Here is a 15637-nt window from a genome sequence, read left to right as displayed (position 1 = left end):
GTCGACTTCCACCTAAGGACGATCATGACCCAGACGGAACCCACACCCACGACGCCAGCCGCGGGCAAGTGCCCCGTACACAACTTCAACTACGCCGAGTACAAGCCGGTGGGTGAATGGTTCGCCCGCTACGACGAATTCCGGGAGAAGTCGCCGATCTTCCGGAACGAATTCGGACCGGGGTACTACACCGTCTCCAACTACGAGGGCATCCTCAAGGTGATGCAGGACGCGGAGACGTTCTCCAACAGCGTCGTGACCCCGCTCGACCCCAATCCGCCGTTCAAGTGGATTCCGGAGATGCTCGACGGTGACGAGCACCTGCAGTGGCGGAAGCAACTCGGTCCGCTGTTCTCCCCGAAGACCACCGAGAAGCTGGATGCGAAGGTGCGGGAGCGGGCGATCGAGCTCGTCGAGGGGATCCAGGCGAAGGGCGGTGGCGCGACCGAGTTCATGGCCGAGTTCGCCCAGCAGTTCCCGACCTCGATCTTCCTGGAACTGATGGGACTCCCCGTCGAGGAACTACCGCAGTTCATGGAGTGGGAACACGCGATTCTTCACGCCTCGGACGACGATCTCGCAGCGCGCGAGGCCGCTCAGGTCGCGGCGATGCAGGCCGTGATGGGACGGTTCTACACGACCATCACGGAGCGCCGTGCCGAGCCGAAGGACGACATCGTCAGCAAGGCACTCGAATTCGAGATCGACGGTAAGCCCGTCAGCGACGAGGACCTGCTCTCGTTCTGCCTGCTGATGTTCATGGCCGGTCTCGACACCGTGTCGGTGACGCTCGGCTGGGCGTTCTACCACCTCGCGACGCATCCGGAAGATCGTGCCCGCATCGTCGAGGATCCCGAGCTGATTCCGGATGCGGTCGAAGAGATTCTGCGGGCCTACGCCATCGTGGTGCCGGCGCGGAAGGTCATGAAGGACACCGAGCTGCTGGGCTGCCCGTTGAAGGCCGGCGACATGGTGAATTTCGCGCTCGCCGCGGCGAATCGCGACGAGTCCGTCTTCGAGAGCGGCACCGAGGTCGACATCACGCGGTCGCCGAACAACCACATCGCCTTCGGCGCGGGCCCGCATCGTTGCCTCGGATCGCACCTGGCACGCCGCGAGCTGCGGATCGCACTCGAGGAATGGCACAAGCGGATCCCGGACTACCGGCTCGCCCCGGACGCGGAGCTGTTCGAAACCGGTGGTCAGCTCGGCCTGACCTCCCTTCCCCTCGAGTGGGACCGCTAGTCCGGCTTGCCGTGCCGTTTCCACCAGCTGACTCTTCGAACCCGGGAGACGCATCATGCCACTGCAAGATCACATGCACTTGATTTCCACCGATGATCACCTGATCGAACACCCGCGGCTGTGGTCGGACCGCTTGCCGTCGAAGTACCTCGAGGCCGGCCCGAAGATCATCGAAAAGGCCATGCCGAGCGGTCTTTTCCCGATCCCCGGCGCACCTGTGGGAACCCGGCTGGCAGAAGTATGGGAGTACGAGGGGCGGATCTACCCCTACATCGGCCTGAACGCGGTCGCGGGTAAGAAGCCCGAACAGTACGGCGTGGAACCCACCCGCTACGAGGACATGCTGCCGGGATGCTACGACCCGCACGCACGTGTGCTGGACATGGACATCGACGGAGTGCAGGCGGCGTTGGCCTTCCCCTCCTTCCCCCGGTTCGCGGGCACGGTGTTCCTCGAGGGCGAGGACAAGGAACTCGCCCTGCTGTGCGTCAAAGCATGGAACGACCACATGCTCGACGAGTGGTGCGCGGCGGCGCCGGACCGGTTGATCCCCATCGTGATCCTGCCGCTGTGGTCGGTGGAGGAATGCGTGCGCGAGATCGAGCGGACTGCGGCCAAGGGCGCGAAAGCGATCTCCTTCCCCGAGAATCCGGTGCCGCTGGGGTTGCCGTCGTTCCATACCGATCACTGGGATCCGGTGCTGTCCGCGGCCGAGGCGGCCGGCATGCCGCTGTGCATGCACTTCGGCACGTCCGGTCAGGCGCCGATCACGGCACCCGAGGCGCCGATGGCCGTGATGATCGCACTGTTCGGGTGCAACTCGATGTACGCGACGGCGGATCTGCTGTTCTCCCCGGTCTTCCACAAGCACCCGAACCTGAGGGTGATGATGTCCGAGGGCGGAATCGGCTGGGCACCGTACCTGCTGGAGCGGATGGATCAGACCTGGGAGAAGCACCGGTTCTACCAGAACATCGACCAGTCGTCGCGACCGTCGGAGTTGTTCGCCGAACACATCTTCGGGTGCTTCATCGACGATCAGTTCGGAATCGACAATCGGCACGCCATCGGGATCGACAACATCACCTGGGAATGCGACTACCCCCATTCCGATTCGAACTGGCCGAACAGCCGCAAGCGCGTGCACGACGCCATGATCGATGTTCCGGACGAGGACGTGCACAAGATGGTCGAGCTGAACGCCCGTCGGCTGCTCAACTTCCCCCGTATCTGAACCGCCGGTGTGCCGAAATGGCGGCTCCCACCGCCACAAAGGCACACCGGCGCGTCCCGCGCACTCTCGGAGGACCGACATGGCCGAACCGATCGACCAGCTACCGGAGGACGACTGGGTCGACCAGGACCTACTCACGCGGAACCTGGCCGGCGACCTGCTGGACGAAGAGATCGCCGCCGAACGCGACCGGCTCGCACGGCTGGACAGGGGAGAGGATGGAGACGACATCCACATGTCCCGCGCCGATATGGAACGGCGGCTCGCGGCGATGATCGAAGCGCGAAAGCGCGTCAGCGCACCGAATTCCGTGGAATTCTGACGACCGTGCAGTTCCGACAACCGGGTGATGGAGAATACGTGAGCCGAAGTACCGTCGTCGCCACAGGACGGCCCCTGCCGCAGCCGACCCCGGCGACGTCCGAGTTCTGGGCCTCGGGAGCCGACGGGGTCCTGCGAGTGGCGCAGTGCGGCACGTGTGGCAAGAGAATGCACCCGACGACGGTGCTGTGCCCGGAGTGCAGGGGGCGCGACATCTCGCTGCAAGCGGTCTCGGGCCGCGCGGTCGTGGTGGGTGTGACGATCAACGTGCAGCAGTGGCTCCCGGATCTCCCTCCTCCGTACGTCATCGCGATCGTTGCGCTCGAAGAGGATTCGAGCGTCCGCCTGACGACCAACATCGTCGGGTGTGAACCCGCGGACGTGTCCGTGGGTACGAAGGTGCGGGTCGTGTTCGAGCAGGTGAGCCACGAGATCTGGCTACCGCTGTTCGAACCGGACCCGGACGCGGACGGTGAGCCCGGCCCGCTGCCGGAACCGGAGAACTACCGGGCGCGGTTGCGCCCGCCGGTCACCTCCGGCAAGTTCGAGGACCGTGTCGTGATCTCGGGGGTGGGGCAGTCGAGAATCGGCCGCCGGCTCATGGCCGATCCGCTGACGCTGACGGTCGACGCGTGCCTGCAGGCCATCGCGGATGCGGGTCTGTCCGTCGACGACATCGACGGCCTGTCCACCTATCCGGGTGCCGCCGTCGGCGGCATCTCGGAGGGCGGAATCATGCCCGTCGAGCAGTCCCTGCGGATCCGCCCGACCTGGGTCAACGGCGGCGGCGATCTGCCCGGACAGAACGGGTCCATCATTGCGGCGATGCTGGCGGTCGCGTCGGGACTGTGCCGGCACGTGCTGTGCTACCGCACCGTGTGGGAGTCGACCCATTCCGAACTGGTGCGGTCCGGGCAGTGGGAGGCCGGAATCGGCCGGGCGGCGGGCATGTTCGAGTTCCGTCATCCGTTCGGTGCCATCTCGGCGGCCAACTGGATCGCCTGCCAGGCGTCGCACTACTTCCACCGCTACGGTGACGCGAAGGAGACGCTCGGCGCGATCGCCGTCAACGCGCGGACCAACGCGGGTTCGAATCCCGAAGCGGTCTATCGTGATCCGATCACGATGGCCGATTACCTCGGCGCCCGAACGGTCTCCACGCCGTTCGGGTTGTACGACTGCGACGTCCCGGTCGACGGTGCGGTCGCGGTGATCGTCTCCGCCGCCGAGACCGCCCCGGACCTGCCCCACGCGCCGGTGTTCGTCGAGGCGGTGGGCACCCAGATCCTCGAGAACCTGTCGTGGGATCAGGGCACACTCACGCACCTGCCGCAGTCTCTCGGTCCGTCCGCGCACCTGTGGAGCCGCACCGATCTGCGTCCCGAGGACGTCGACGTCGCCCTGTTGTACGACGGATTCACGTTCAACGCGTTGTCGTGGCTCGAGGCACTGGGATTCTGCGAGTTCGGCGGTGCCCGGGACTTCGTCGACGGAGGGCGCGGCATCGCGATCGACGGTCGCCTACCGCTCAACCCGCACGGTGGGCAGCTGTCCGCCGGACGCACCCACGGCTACGGCTTCTTCCGGGAAGCCGTGCTGCAACTGCGAGGGCAGGCGCCGGGACTGCAGGTCGCCGGCCCGGAGGTCGCAGTCGTCACCGCCGGGGGCGGCGTGCCGTCCGGCGCCGTCCTGCTCCGCACCGGCTAGATCGCCACACCACCCGGTCACCAGTTCACCCATCCACGATCAGGAGTCGTCATGGACCGTCCCCTGGAGGGCATCCGAATCCTCGAGGTCGCCCAGTTCACCTTCGTTCCGGCCGCCGGAGCGGTACTCGCGGACTGGGGCGCCGACATCATCAAGGTGGAGCATGCCGAGACCGGCGACGCGCAACGCGGTCTCGTCCGCGTGCTCGGACTCGCCGCGGGCCAGGCCGGTTCGTCGTTCGCACCGATCATGGAGGGCCCGAACCGCAGCAAGCGCAGCATCGGACTCGACCTCGCCAAGCCCGAGGCACGACCGATCCTCGAGAACCTGGTCCGCAGCAGCGACGTGTTCCTGACCAACTACCTGCCCGGTCCGCTCGCCAAGCTCCGCCTCACCGTCGACGACATCCGCGCCATCAATCCCGACATCATCTATGTCACCGGCAACGGCTTCGGCTCCGAGGGGCCGGACGCGGACAAGGGCGCCTACGACGCAACGGCGTTCTGGGCCCGCGCCGGCAGCGCCGACGGTGTCATGCCGCCGGACACCGATCACATGGCGTTCATGCCGGCCGGTGCCTACGGCGACAACATCGGGGGAATGACGATCGCCGGAGGTATCGCGGCCGCGATCGCCGGGCGCGAACGCACCGGTGAGCCGTCCGTCGTGGATGTGTCGCTGCTCGCCGTCGGTGCATGGGCAACCCAGTTCTCCGTCAACCTGTCGCTGTTCCTCGGCGGCCCGCTGCCCAAGGTACGGCGCACGACGGCCGCGCCCGGCAACCCGCTGAGCGGTTCGTACCGCACCTCCGACGGCCGGTGGCTGCAGTTCTCGATGCTGCAACCGACTCGCTACTGGAACGAGTTCGTGGCCGCGCTCGGTCGCGAGGACCTGGTCGACGACCCCCGATTCGCCACGATGGAAGCGATCTTCGAGCACTCCCAGGAGATCGGTGACTGGTTCGCCGAGGCGATCGCGAAGCGCACCTACGACGAATGGCTCGGGGTCTTCCGCGACATCTCCGGACAATGGGCCCCGGTCCAGGACGGCTGGGAGCTCGGACACGACGAGGCGCTGATCGCCAACGGGCGGATCGTCGAGATCACCGACGCGGACGGCAAACCGCAGAAGCTGGTCGCGAGTCCGGTCAAGTTCGACAACGCGCCGGTGAAGATGTCGCGGGCTCCGCAGTTCGCCGAGCACACGGACGAGATCCTGCGGGAGATGGGACTGAACGACGAACACCTCATCGAACTGAAGATCGCGGGTGCCGTCACCTAGGTTGTACAGCCCGGTTTTCCAACTGTCCTGAGTGCGTGTTCCGGCCGCCCGTCACCACGGCGGCCCTCGTGAAGGGATTGCCGTGACGGCGATGAACCTGACGGATCTGGCGGTGGCCGAGGAGAACAAGCCCGCGATCGTGATGGCCGGCAGCGGCGCGACGCTGAGTTACCGCGAACTCGAAGACGCGTCCAACCGCATCGCCCACCTCTTCCGGCAGAAGGGGCTGCAGGCGGGCGATCACATCGCGATCCTCATGGAGAACTGCCTGGAGATGTTCCCGGTCGTCTGGGCGGCGCAACGAGCGGGACTTCTCTACACGCCCGTCAACTGGCACCTCGCCGACGACGAAGCCGCCTATGTCATCGAGAACTGCGGTGCCCGCGTGCTGGTCCATTCCGAACACCTCGACCGGCTCGCGTCGGTTATCGACTCCGGAAACCCCGCTGTGGAAACACGATTCACGGTGGGGCGGAAGTCGGCGACCGGCGCCGCGTCGCTCGCCGACGTGGCGGCCGCGCTTCCGGCGACGCCGATCGACGACGAGGTCGAGGGCTACTACATGTTCTACTCGTCCGGAACCACCGGGCGGCCCAAGGGGATTCTGCCCGAGCTGACCGGTGCGCCCTTCGGAACCGGACTGGGAATCGATACGGTGATGCGCAACGCATTCGGATTCGGTTCGGACAGCGTGTATCTGAGCCCCGGACCGCTCTATCACGCGGCACCGCTCGGGTGGTCCATGGGTACCGTCCGCAACGGTGGAACCGCAATCGTCATGGAACACTTCGACGCCGAGGGCGCGCTTGCCGCGATCGATCGGTACCGGGTCACCCATACCCAGGTCGTGCCGACGATGTTCGTCCGCATGCTGAAGCTTTCCGACGAGACGAGGGCGCGGTACGACCTGTCGAGCCTGCGTGTGGTGATCCACGCGGCCGCGCCGTGTCCGATCGAGGTCAAGGAACGCATGATCGAGTGGCTCGGTCCCAAGATCCTCGAGTTCTATGCGGGGAGCGAGGGAAACGGGTTCTTCATGATCTCCACGCCGGAATGGCTCGCGCACCGCGGATCCGTGGGCCGGCCCACCGTCGGTGAGGTGCACATCTGCGACGACGACGGACACGAACTGCGTCCGGGCGAGATCGGCACGATCTGGATGAGCGGCACCCCGAGGTTCGAGTACCACGGCGACGCCGCGAAGACCGCCGGCGCGTACAACGACAAGGGCTGGAGCACGCTCGGCGATCTCGGCCACGTGGACGAGGACGGCTACCTCTATCTGTCGGCGCGTCGCACCGACCTGATCCTGTCCGGTGGGGTGAACATCTATCCGCAGGAGATCGAGGATGCGCTCACCATGCATCCGGCGGTCCTCGACGTGGCGGTGATCGGGCTGCCCGACGACGAGATGGGGCAGCGGGTGCACGCGGTGGTGACCCCGGCCGAGGCGACCGTTGCGAACGACGCCCTCGCGGCCGAGCTGATCGGCTATGCGCGGGAGAAGCTCGCGCATTTCAAGGTGCCGCGCACCGTCGAGTTCGGTGAGGTGCCGCGCCTGCCGAGCGGCAAGATCCTCAAGCGTGCGTTGCTGTCCCGGTACGAGGGCACCGCCGTCGCGCAGTAGGAGAGTCACCCCCTGCATACCGGCTGTCGGAAGGGATCGGCCGGGCGGTACCGTCGCTGGAAACCGAAGGCGACGAGGGGATGGTAATGGGCGTTTATGCGGTGACCGGCGCGGCTTCCGGGATGGGTAAGGCAAGCGCGGATCGGCTGCGGGCCGCCGGTCACACCGTGATCGGGATCGACCTGAAGGACGGCGACGTCGTCACGGACTTGTCGACGACGGAAGGTCGCGCCGCCGCGATCGCGAAGACACTCGAACTGGCCGAGGGGCACCTCGACGGTGTCGTCCTCGCTGCCGGGCTCGGACCGCTCGCCGGCAAGGAACGCGTCATCGCCGAGGTCAACTTCCGCGGTGTCGTCGAACTGCTCGAGGGCTGGCGCTCGACGCTCGCGGCGACCGGCAACAGCAAGGTCGTGGTGTTCGGGTCGAACTCGACGACGACGGTCCCGGCCGCCCCGATGTCGGCGGTGCGGGCGTTTCTGGCGGGCGACGTGGAGAAGGCCGTCAAGCGGGCGTGCCGTATCAAGCCCGCCGGCCCGGCCTTCACCTACGCGGCCTCGAAGCTCGCAGTGACGCACTGGGTGCGCCGCGCGGCCGTGACGCCGGAGTGGGCAGGTGCGGGGATCCGTCTCAACGTGATCGCACCCGGGGCGATCGCGACACCGCTGTTGACCGCCCAGCTCGACAGCCCGGAAGGCGATCGGGTGCGGGATTTCCCGGTGCCGATCGGTGGCTTCGGTCAGCCGGAGCAGATCGGGGAGTGGGTCGAGTTCATGCTCTCGCCGGCGGCGGACTTCCTCTGCGGGTCGGTCGTCGTCGTCGACGGCGGTACCGAGCCCTTCTTCCGCGGCAGCGACTGGCCGCGTCCGGTGTCGATTCGGAAGGTCCCGGCCTACCTGCTCGCGATGCGCCGGTTCAACAAGGCGAAGAAGAACAAGTAGCCCTGCGTCGCCGGAAGTGCCCCTGAGTGACGGTCGGCGTACCGATATTTCGATACGCCGACCGTCATTTCCGTTCCGGCCGAGGTGGTTCGGTCCGGGACGCGGCGGGCGCGATTCCGAACAGCATGGCGTCGAGCCCCGCGACGAACGCGGTGTCGTTGTCGAGGGGCGTAGCGGCGCCCGAGGCATTCGAGGTGAACAGGGCCGTCAGGTGCGGATAGTCGCCGTGCGCGAGCATCTCGGACATGTGCGCGGCACCGCCCCCGCTTGCCGAGGCCGTCTCCCCGGCCGATTCCTGCGCCGCGAAATTGGTGACCCAGCCGCTGATCAGGGCGACGCCCATCATGGTGGCGGTCGCGTCGAGTCCGGCCGGTGCCAGTGCGCCGACGAGCCGGTCGAGGTAGCGGATGCTGTTCGGGCCTAGGTCGGTGGCCGGCGTTTCCCGTAGCCACGGATGACGCCGATGCAAGGATCGGGACTGCTGGGCGATGGCGAGTACATCGGTGCGGACGTCACCGGTGAGCGGGGGGAAGTCGAACTCGGCGGCGACTCGGTCGGCCATCAGCGCGAGCAGGTCGTCCTTGCCGGCCACGTATCGGTACAGCGATGCTGCCGAGGTGCCGAGCGCGTCGGCGACGCGCCGCATCGAGAGTGCGCGCATGCCTTCACTGTCGACCAGCCGGACGCAGGCCTCGCCGATGTCGTCGAGGGTGTACGTCGGGCGGGGCCCGCGCTTGCGTTCGTCGGTGCGCAGCCACAGTGAGGTCGGCATGACCCCAGCATGCCTCGAGAAAAGAGTTGCGAACACTGTTCGCATTTATCTACTCTCTAATTGCGAACATTGTTCACAGTTCGAGGGAGATGCGCATGAACGTGCTCGAAGCCGACGGTCTGACCCGGGCCTTCGGAGACCGCACCGTCGTCGACGCAGTGCACCTGAGCGTTCCCGCCGGGCACATCCATGCGCTGCTCGGCCCGAACGGCTCGGGGAAGACGACCACCGTCCGCATGCTCGCCACGCTGCTGCGACCCACCGCCGGTCGTGGCCGCGTCTGCGGCTTCGACGTCGTGCGCGATGCGGCCCACGTGAAGCGATGCATCGGGCTGGTCGGGCAGTTTCACGCGGTGGACCCCCGGCTGACCGGCCTGGAGAACCTGACTATGTTCGCGCGCCTGCACGGGCTCGACGCCCGCTCGGCCCGGGCCCGCGCGACCGAGCTGCTCGATCGGTTCGATCTGGCCGACGCCGCCGCCCGCCCGGTGAGCAGCTATTCGGGAGGCATGCGCCGACGGCTGGACCTGCTCGCCGGGATGGTGGTGCGGCCGGAAGTGCTGTTCCTCGACGAACCGACCACCGGTCTCGACCCGCACAGCCGTAACGAGATCTACCGGCTGGTGGGCGAACTCGTGGGGGAGGGCACTGCCGTGCTGCTCACGACGCAGTACCTCGACGAAGCCGACCGTCTCGCCGACACCATCACGATCCTCGACGCCGGCGCGACGATCGCGACCGGAACCCCGGCGCAGATCAAGGAGGCGGTCGGCGCCGGACTCGACGTCGCCCTGCCCGCCGCCGCGGACGTCGCCGAGGCGGTCGCCGTGACCGCCGCATTCGGCCTGCGGCACATCGCCACCGACACCGCATCCGAAACCGGCACCGTCCGACTGTCTTTCGCCGCCGACGCCGACTCGGTGCCGCTGCTACCGGTGCTGCGCGCGCTCGACGAGGCGGGCGTGCCCGTCGACGACATCGGCCGCCGCCGCGTCGGACTGGACGAGGCGTTCCTGACCCTGACCGGACACGCCCGCACGGAGGAGCCCGCATGACCACCGCCACCCACGGAAGCTCGGCACTCGCCGGCACCCGGACGTTGTTCCATCGGATCGTTCTGACGTACCGGCACTCGCCCGCGCTGCTGCTCGTCACCCTCGCCGCGCCGCTGGGCATGGTGCTGCTGTTCGGATTCGTCTTCGGCGGCGCACTGTCCGGCGGTGACGCCGCCGCCTATCGCGCGTATCTGATGCCGGGGGTACTGGTGCTCGTGGCCGCGATGGGCCTGGCCACCACCGCGGCCACCGCCAACGCCGACCTGCGCAGCGGACTCTCCGACCGGTTCCGGACGCTGCCCACCGCACCGGTGTCGGTGCCCGCCGGGCTCGCCCTCGCCGAAACCGCCACCTGTGCGGTCGCGCTCGTGCCGATGGTGGGGGTCGGGTATCTCGTCGGCTGGCGGGTCGACGCAGGCGTCCGCGAGATCACGCTCGCAATCGTGTTGCTGCTGCTGTTCCGGTTCGCGCTCTCCTGGCTGGGTATCTGGCTCGGCTTCTCGATCCGGGACGAGCAGGTGCTGCAGCAGTGCGCGCCGATGATCTTCGGGACGATCATGTTCTCCAACATCTTCGTGCCCACCGAGACCATGCCCGCGGTGATCCGGGCGATCGCGGAGTGGAATCCGGTCAGTGCCGTGGTGGCGGCCCTGCGCGAACTGCTGGGCGGCGCGGCGCCGATGGCCGCGGACGCGGCTGTGCCGATGGCCGCGGACGCGGCGTGGCCCCTGCAGTACCCCCTGTTGGCAGCCTTCGGCTGGTGCCTCGGAATCGTCGCTGTGATGGTGCCGCTCACGGTCCGCCGGTACCACACGACCCGCTGATCGGGCGCCGATCCGGTCATTACCGACGGGTAACCGGACCATCGACAGACAGCGGAAACCGGCGGGACTACCCTGTATATCCGTGACCTCACACTATGACGTCGTTGTCCTCGGAGCCGGTCCCGGTGGGTACGTCGCTGCTATCCGCGCGGCACAGCTGGGATTGAGCACCGCCATCATCGAGCAGAAGTACTGGGGAGGTGTGTGCCTGAACGTGGGCTGCATCCCCTCGAAGGCACTTCTCCGCAATGCCGAGCTGGCTCATCTCTTCACCAAAGAGGCCAAGACGTTCGGTATCTCGGGGGACGTGTCCTTCGACTTCGGTGCAGCCTTCGACCGCAGCCGCAAGGTGGCAGACGGTCGCACCAAGGGCGTGCACTTCCTCATGAAGAAGAACAAGATCACCGAGTACGACGGTAAGGGCTCGTTCGTCGACGCCAAGACCATCGACGTGGCGCTCACCAAGGGCGGCACCGACCGGGTGACCTTCGACAACGTCATCATCGCGACCGGTTCGGTCACGAAGCTGCTGCCCGGCACCTCGCTCAGCGAGAACGTCGTCACCTACGAGGAGCAGATCCTCACGCGCGACCTGCCCGGCTCGATCCTCATCGTCGGTGCCGGCGCCATCGGCATGGAGTTCGGCTACGTCCTGAAGAACTACGGTGTGGACGTCACCATCGTCGAGTTCCTCGACCGCGCTCTGCCCAACGAGGACGCCGACATCTCCAAGGAGATCACCAAGGCGTACAAGAAGCTCGGTGTCACCATCAAGACCGGTGCCGCCGTGCAGACGATCGACGACGACGGCACCAAGGTGACCGTCGCGATCAAGGACAACAAGAGCGGCAACGTCGAGACGGTCGTCGTCGACAAGGTGCTGCAGTCCGTCGGCTTCGCCCCGCGCGTCGAGGGCTACGGCCTCGAGAACACCGGCGTCGCCCTCACCGACCGCGGCGCCATCGACATCGACGAGCGCATGCGCACCAACGTCCCCGGCATCTACGCCATCGGTGACGTCACCGCCAAGCTGCAGCTCGCGCACGTCGCCGAGGCGCAGGCCGTCGTCGCCGCCGAGACCATCGGGGGTGCCGAGACGCTCGAGCTGGGCGACTACCGCATGATGCCGCGCGCGACGTTCTGCCAGCCGCAGGTCGCGTCGTTCGGTCTCACCGAGGAGCAGGCCAAGGCCGAGGGCTACGACGTGAAGGTCGCGACCTTCCCGTTCACCGCCAACGGCAAGGCCCACGGTCTCGGCGACCCGAACGGGTTCGTCAAGCTCATCGCCGACAAGACGCACGGCGAGCTGATCGGTGGCCACCTCATCGGCCCCGACGTCTCCGAGCTGCTGCCCGAGCTGACGCTGGCCCAGAAGTGGGACCTGACCGTCAACGAGCTGGCCCGCAACGTCCACACGCACCCGACGCTGTCGGAGGCGCTGCAGGAGGCCATCCACGGTCTCGCAGGACACATGATCAACTTCTGACAGAGACCTCCGCGCGGGTAGATCCCCGCCCGGATGTACCGGCCTCGGCCCGTGGAGACTTCACCGTCACCACGGGCCGTTGTCGTTGCGGTGCCCCTGTCGTTGAGGTGCCCCTGTCGTTGCGGTGCGGCTGGCGTTACGACGCCTCGGCGTCCCTGTCCGACTTCCTCAGTGCCAGGCGGATCGAGCAATTGCCGTCCCGCGGGTCCGGGAAGACCGCGGCGGTGTATCGGGCGCCGAGCGCGGCCGCGTTGTCGTCGAGGATCTGCTGGATGAGTCCGCGCTGGATGCCGCGCACGACCTCCGGGTTGGTGCGGGCGATCTCGACCAGGGGGCATGTGCACAACGTTAGCTCGTGGTTTCCGAATGCGCTTGTCGCGGATCGGGTTTCGAATCCCAGGCGGGAGAGGGCGTCGATGACGAAGGCGCCCGCGTCGGTGGTGTCGGCCGGGGCGAATCCGAGCATGCCCGCCCAGTCGCGTCCCACCTCGCAAGCCTTACGCTCCCGCTCCTCGGCGGTGCCGCCGAGCCGGGCCGCGAGCAGTGCGACGAGGTCCGTATAGGACGGTTTCGGCACGGCGGTGTATCCGAGACGCGGCCGGCCGACCTTCGTCGACTCGAGCTGCCGGGTCCGGACCAGGCCCTCCTCGATGAGCGAGTTGAGATGGAAGCGGACGGTTGTGACGTGCAGGTCGAGATCGTCGGCCAGCAGGTGGGCGTCGAGTGGCTCGGCCGACGTTTCGAGCAGGGCGAGAACGCGGTCTCGTTGCTTGACCTGTCGTGCCAATTCCTGCCCCTCTGCCGAACGCTCGGTGGGCCTCGCGTGAGTCCCGCCGTATTCAAATGAGTAATTTCCTTTATAGTCGTCGCCGGTACAGCGCGACGAGGTCAACGTTACGGTGACGGCGATCGGTTCCGGAATCGCGGTCGGGTCGCGCTCGGTCACTACGAAGGAGAGTCGAACATGTCGCAGAACCCGTCGGTGCACACCGAGCCGGACAGCCGCACCGCCGGTGTGACGCGAATCGAAGGACTCGCCGACCTGAACGTCCAGGACGGCCCTACGCCCCGCATCGAACGCATGGCGGCCGGCCCGGGCGCAACCGTCGTGCGGTTGAGCTTCGCCGCGGGCCAGACCATGGAGGAGCACCGTGCGGGCTTCCCGATTCTCGTCTCGGGGGCGAAGGGTCACGTGACCTTCGAGGTCGGCGGGGAGTCGATCGAGCTGGTGCCCGGAACCGCCGTTCATGTCGAGGCGGGAATCATGCATCGCCTCGTCGCGCACGAGGACTCGGTGGTCACACTCGTCGTCCTGCGATGAGCTTCGCTCAGTGAGCGCTGTCGTAGCGCTCCTGGGCTGCAATCACTTCCGGCATCGCGTCCTGCACGAGTTCGATCAGGCCGCGCAGGTGCTGCGCGAATCTCGAACCCAGCTCCGTGAGGCGGTATTCGACGTGCGGCGGAACCGTTGCCCGGACGTCGCGTGCGACGAGGCCGTCGCGTTCGAGCTGCTGCAGGGTCTGCGACAGCATGCGCTCGCTGACGCCGTCGATCCGGCGCCGGAGTTCCCCGAATCGGTGGGTGCCGTCGCCGAGGGCGACCAGGACGAGGGTTCCCCATCTGCCGGTGATCTCCAGCATCGTCCGGCGGGATTCGCAACAGCGCGCGAACACGTCCGCTGCGAGCGCTGGGTCCGAGGCCATGGTGTGACGATATCCCGACCGTCTTGCGCTTACTAATAGTTAGTGCTGTGATGGTGCAGAAGTTGAAGCATCAACAATTGGAGTCGACATGACGATTGCAGTGACCGGAGCGACCGGCAACCTCGGGCGCCTGACCATCGCCGCGCTCCTCGGGCGGGGTGTCGCAGCGGCCGACATCGTCGCCGTGGTCCGGGATGCTGCGAAGGCTGCCGACTGGTACTGGGAGAACTACGAATCGGCCGTCGGCACCGCCCGCGAGACCGGGGCGCTGTTCGGTGCCGCGGGCACCGGCCGCGTCGCGGGAGCGGCCCGCAAGGACTACGCCGAGGCCGCGGCCGCCGTGCTGCTCGCCGACGACGCTGCCGGCAAGGTGTACGAACTCGGTGGCGACCGGCTCACCTACACGGAACTTGCCGAAGCGCTGTCCGGCGTCGTCGGGAAGCCGGTCGTGTACAAGGACCTGTCGCGTGAGGAGTACACGCAGGTCCTCGAAGGCGCAGGGGTACCGTCCCAGTTCGCGGCTGTTCTCGCCGACTCCGACGCGGGCATCGCCGCCGGGGCCCTCGACACCGAGAGCGGCGACCTGCAGCGCCTGATCGGACGCGACGCGACCCCGGTCGCGGACGTGCTGCGCGGCTGACTTGCGCGGTGATCCGGAATCCGCCCACGCTACAGGGTGGGTAGATTCCGAATCATGCGGCGCATCAACCGATCCGACGGTTGTGCACAGGCGTGTGATTCATCCGCAGAAGTCCTGATTCGGGCCTGGTGTGGGTGGTTCGGCCGGATCGGATCGGGCAGGGTCGCCTCATGATCGACCCTCGACCACTGACCTGATCGCACCTGCTCGCATCGGGCTTCTCGGACGACCACATTCGTGCCGCGGTGCGGGCCGGCGACCTCGTCACCCTCTCGCGGGGTGTGTACCTGTGGCGCGCCGATCACGACCGGCTGGACAGCCCCGCGCGTCACCGGGTGCGGGCGCGGCACGTCGCCTCGACGATGTCGCCCGGCGCGGTGGACCTACCCGGACACCCTGGATCTGATGCCCGTGACCTTGGCGTCGGCGCGCCACCGAAGCGGGATCGCACGGGCCGCAGCGATTGTGCCGTTCCTCGACGCGCGCAGCGAAAGTCCCGGGAATCGCTGTCCCGCGTACGGATTGCAGAGAGCGGACTGCCACGTCCCGCGCTCCAGCATCCCCTCGTGTTGCGCGACGGCCGACGCGTCCGCGTCGACTTCTTCCGGGACCGGCGCGGAGTGGTCGGTGAGTTCGACGGCGCCGGCAAGTACGTCGACCACCGCGACGTGTTCACCGAGAAACTCCGCGAGGCCGCCCTGCGCGATCTCGGATTCGAGGTCATCCGCTGGACGTGGGCCGATCCGACGCGGTTCGACGTCGTCGCACAGCGATTCGAGCGAGCGGCCGCCCGCCAATCCA

The 15637-nt window shown here is 67.4% G+C and carries 16 protein-coding genes; 12 read left to right on the top strand and 4 right to left on the bottom strand.

Features of this window, described 5'->3' with window-relative positions:
• Positions 1-24 precede the first annotated feature (24 nt).
• From ACN675_RS02335 to ACN675_RS02305, 7 genes are all read left to right on the top strand, one after another.
• The gene (locus tag ACN675_RS02335; RefSeq protein ID WP_420749380.1) at positions 25-1245 is read left to right on the top strand and encodes a cytochrome P450; all 1221 of its coding nucleotides are present in this window, start codon (positions 25-27) and stop codon (positions 1243-1245) included.
• A gap of 55 nt (positions 1246-1300) precedes the next feature.
• Complete coding sequence (locus ACN675_RS02330) at positions 1301-2479, top strand: amidohydrolase family protein (RefSeq protein ID WP_420749379.1); 1179 nt, start codon at positions 1301-1303, stop codon at positions 2477-2479.
• A 79-nt stretch (positions 2480-2558) separates the two neighbouring features.
• Positions 2559-2801, top strand: a complete 243-nt coding sequence (locus ACN675_RS02325) for a hypothetical protein (RefSeq protein WP_420749378.1) — start codon at positions 2559-2561, stop codon at positions 2799-2801.
• Positions 2802-2839: 38 nt separating this feature from the next.
• Complete coding sequence (locus ACN675_RS02320) at positions 2840-4507, top strand: thiolase C-terminal domain-containing protein (protein WP_420749377.1); 1668 nt, start codon at positions 2840-2842, stop codon at positions 4505-4507.
• 51 nt (positions 4508-4558) lie between these two features.
• Complete coding sequence (locus ACN675_RS02315) at positions 4559-5788, top strand: CaiB/BaiF CoA transferase family protein (RefSeq protein ID WP_420749376.1); 1230 nt, start codon at positions 4559-4561, stop codon at positions 5786-5788.
• A 91-nt stretch (positions 5789-5879) separates the two neighbouring features.
• Entirely contained in the window at positions 5880-7415 is a 1536-nt protein-coding gene (locus ACN675_RS02310) for an acyl-CoA synthetase (protein WP_420749375.1), read from the top strand.
• Positions 7416-7501: 86 nt separating this feature from the next.
• Positions 7502-8356 carry an SDR family oxidoreductase gene (locus ACN675_RS02305; protein WP_420749374.1) on the top strand — a complete coding sequence of 285 codons (855 nt, stop codon included), beginning with the start codon at positions 7502-7504 and terminating at the stop codon, positions 8354-8356.
• Positions 8357-8420: 64 nt separating this feature from the next.
• Here the strand turns inward: ACN675_RS02305 and ACN675_RS02300 are convergent, their stop codons facing one another.
• Positions 8421-9128, bottom strand: coding sequence for a TetR/AcrR family transcriptional regulator (locus ACN675_RS02300; RefSeq protein ID WP_420749373.1), 708 nt, complete (start codon positions 9126-9128; stop codon positions 8421-8423).
• A 95-nt stretch (positions 9129-9223) separates the two neighbouring features.
• Between ACN675_RS02300 and ACN675_RS02295 the strand changes: the two genes are divergently transcribed.
• The 3 genes from ACN675_RS02295 (at position 9224) to lpdA (ending at position 12493) form a co-directional block, all read left to right on the top strand.
• On the top strand, positions 9224-10183 hold the full coding sequence (locus tag ACN675_RS02295; RefSeq protein WP_420749372.1) for an ABC transporter ATP-binding protein: 960 nt from the start codon (positions 9224-9226) through the stop codon (positions 10181-10183).
• Positions 10180-11007 (top strand): ABC transporter permease, encoded by an 828-nt coding sequence (locus ACN675_RS02290; RefSeq protein ID WP_420749371.1) that lies wholly within the window; start codon positions 10180-10182, stop codon positions 11005-11007. Before ACN675_RS02295 ends, ACN675_RS02290 begins: the two co-directional genes overlap by 4 nt.
• Positions 11008-11089: 82 nt before the next feature.
• The gene (gene lpdA, locus ACN675_RS02285; RefSeq protein ID WP_420749370.1) at positions 11090-12493 is read left to right on the top strand and encodes a dihydrolipoyl dehydrogenase; all 1404 of its coding nucleotides are present in this window, start codon (positions 11090-11092) and stop codon (positions 12491-12493) included.
• A gap of 136 nt (positions 12494-12629) precedes the next feature.
• Here the strand turns inward: lpdA and ACN675_RS02280 are convergent, their stop codons facing one another.
• Positions 12630-13280 carry a helix-turn-helix transcriptional regulator gene (locus ACN675_RS02280; RefSeq protein WP_420749369.1) on the bottom strand — a complete coding sequence of 217 codons (651 nt, stop codon included), beginning with the start codon at positions 13278-13280 and terminating at the stop codon, positions 12630-12632.
• Positions 13281-13457: 177 nt separating this feature from the next.
• Between ACN675_RS02280 and ACN675_RS02275 the strand changes: the two genes are divergently transcribed.
• The gene (locus ACN675_RS02275; RefSeq protein ID WP_420749368.1) at positions 13458-13814 is read left to right on the top strand and encodes a cupin domain-containing protein; all 357 of its coding nucleotides are present in this window, start codon (positions 13458-13460) and stop codon (positions 13812-13814) included.
• Between the two features lie 7 nt (positions 13815-13821).
• On the opposite strand, the gene ACN675_RS02270 is transcribed toward ACN675_RS02275, so the two are convergent.
• A complete protein-coding gene (locus ACN675_RS02270; RefSeq protein WP_420749367.1) occupies positions 13822-14196 on the bottom strand; it encodes a winged helix-turn-helix transcriptional regulator in 375 nt (124 codons plus the stop codon).
• Positions 14197-14284: 88 nt separating this feature from the next.
• On the opposite strand from ACN675_RS02270, the gene ACN675_RS02265 reads away from it, so the two are divergent.
• The gene (locus ACN675_RS02265; RefSeq protein WP_420749366.1) at positions 14285-14836 is read left to right on the top strand and encodes a hypothetical protein; all 552 of its coding nucleotides are present in this window, start codon (positions 14285-14287) and stop codon (positions 14834-14836) included.
• A 383-nt stretch (positions 14837-15219) separates the two neighbouring features.
• On the opposite strand, the gene ACN675_RS02260 is transcribed toward ACN675_RS02265, so the two are convergent.
• On the bottom strand, positions 15220-15633 hold the full coding sequence (locus tag ACN675_RS02260; RefSeq protein WP_420749365.1) for a hypothetical protein: 414 nt from the start codon (positions 15631-15633) through the stop codon (positions 15220-15222).
• Between the last annotated feature and the right edge of the window lie 4 nt (positions 15634-15637).

This window comes from Rhodococcus sp. O3, assembly GCF_048897285.1.
GTDB lineage: Bacteria > Actinomycetota > Actinomycetes > Mycobacteriales > Mycobacteriaceae > Rhodococcus.
This window is presented reverse-complemented; position numbering and strand designations above follow the sequence as displayed.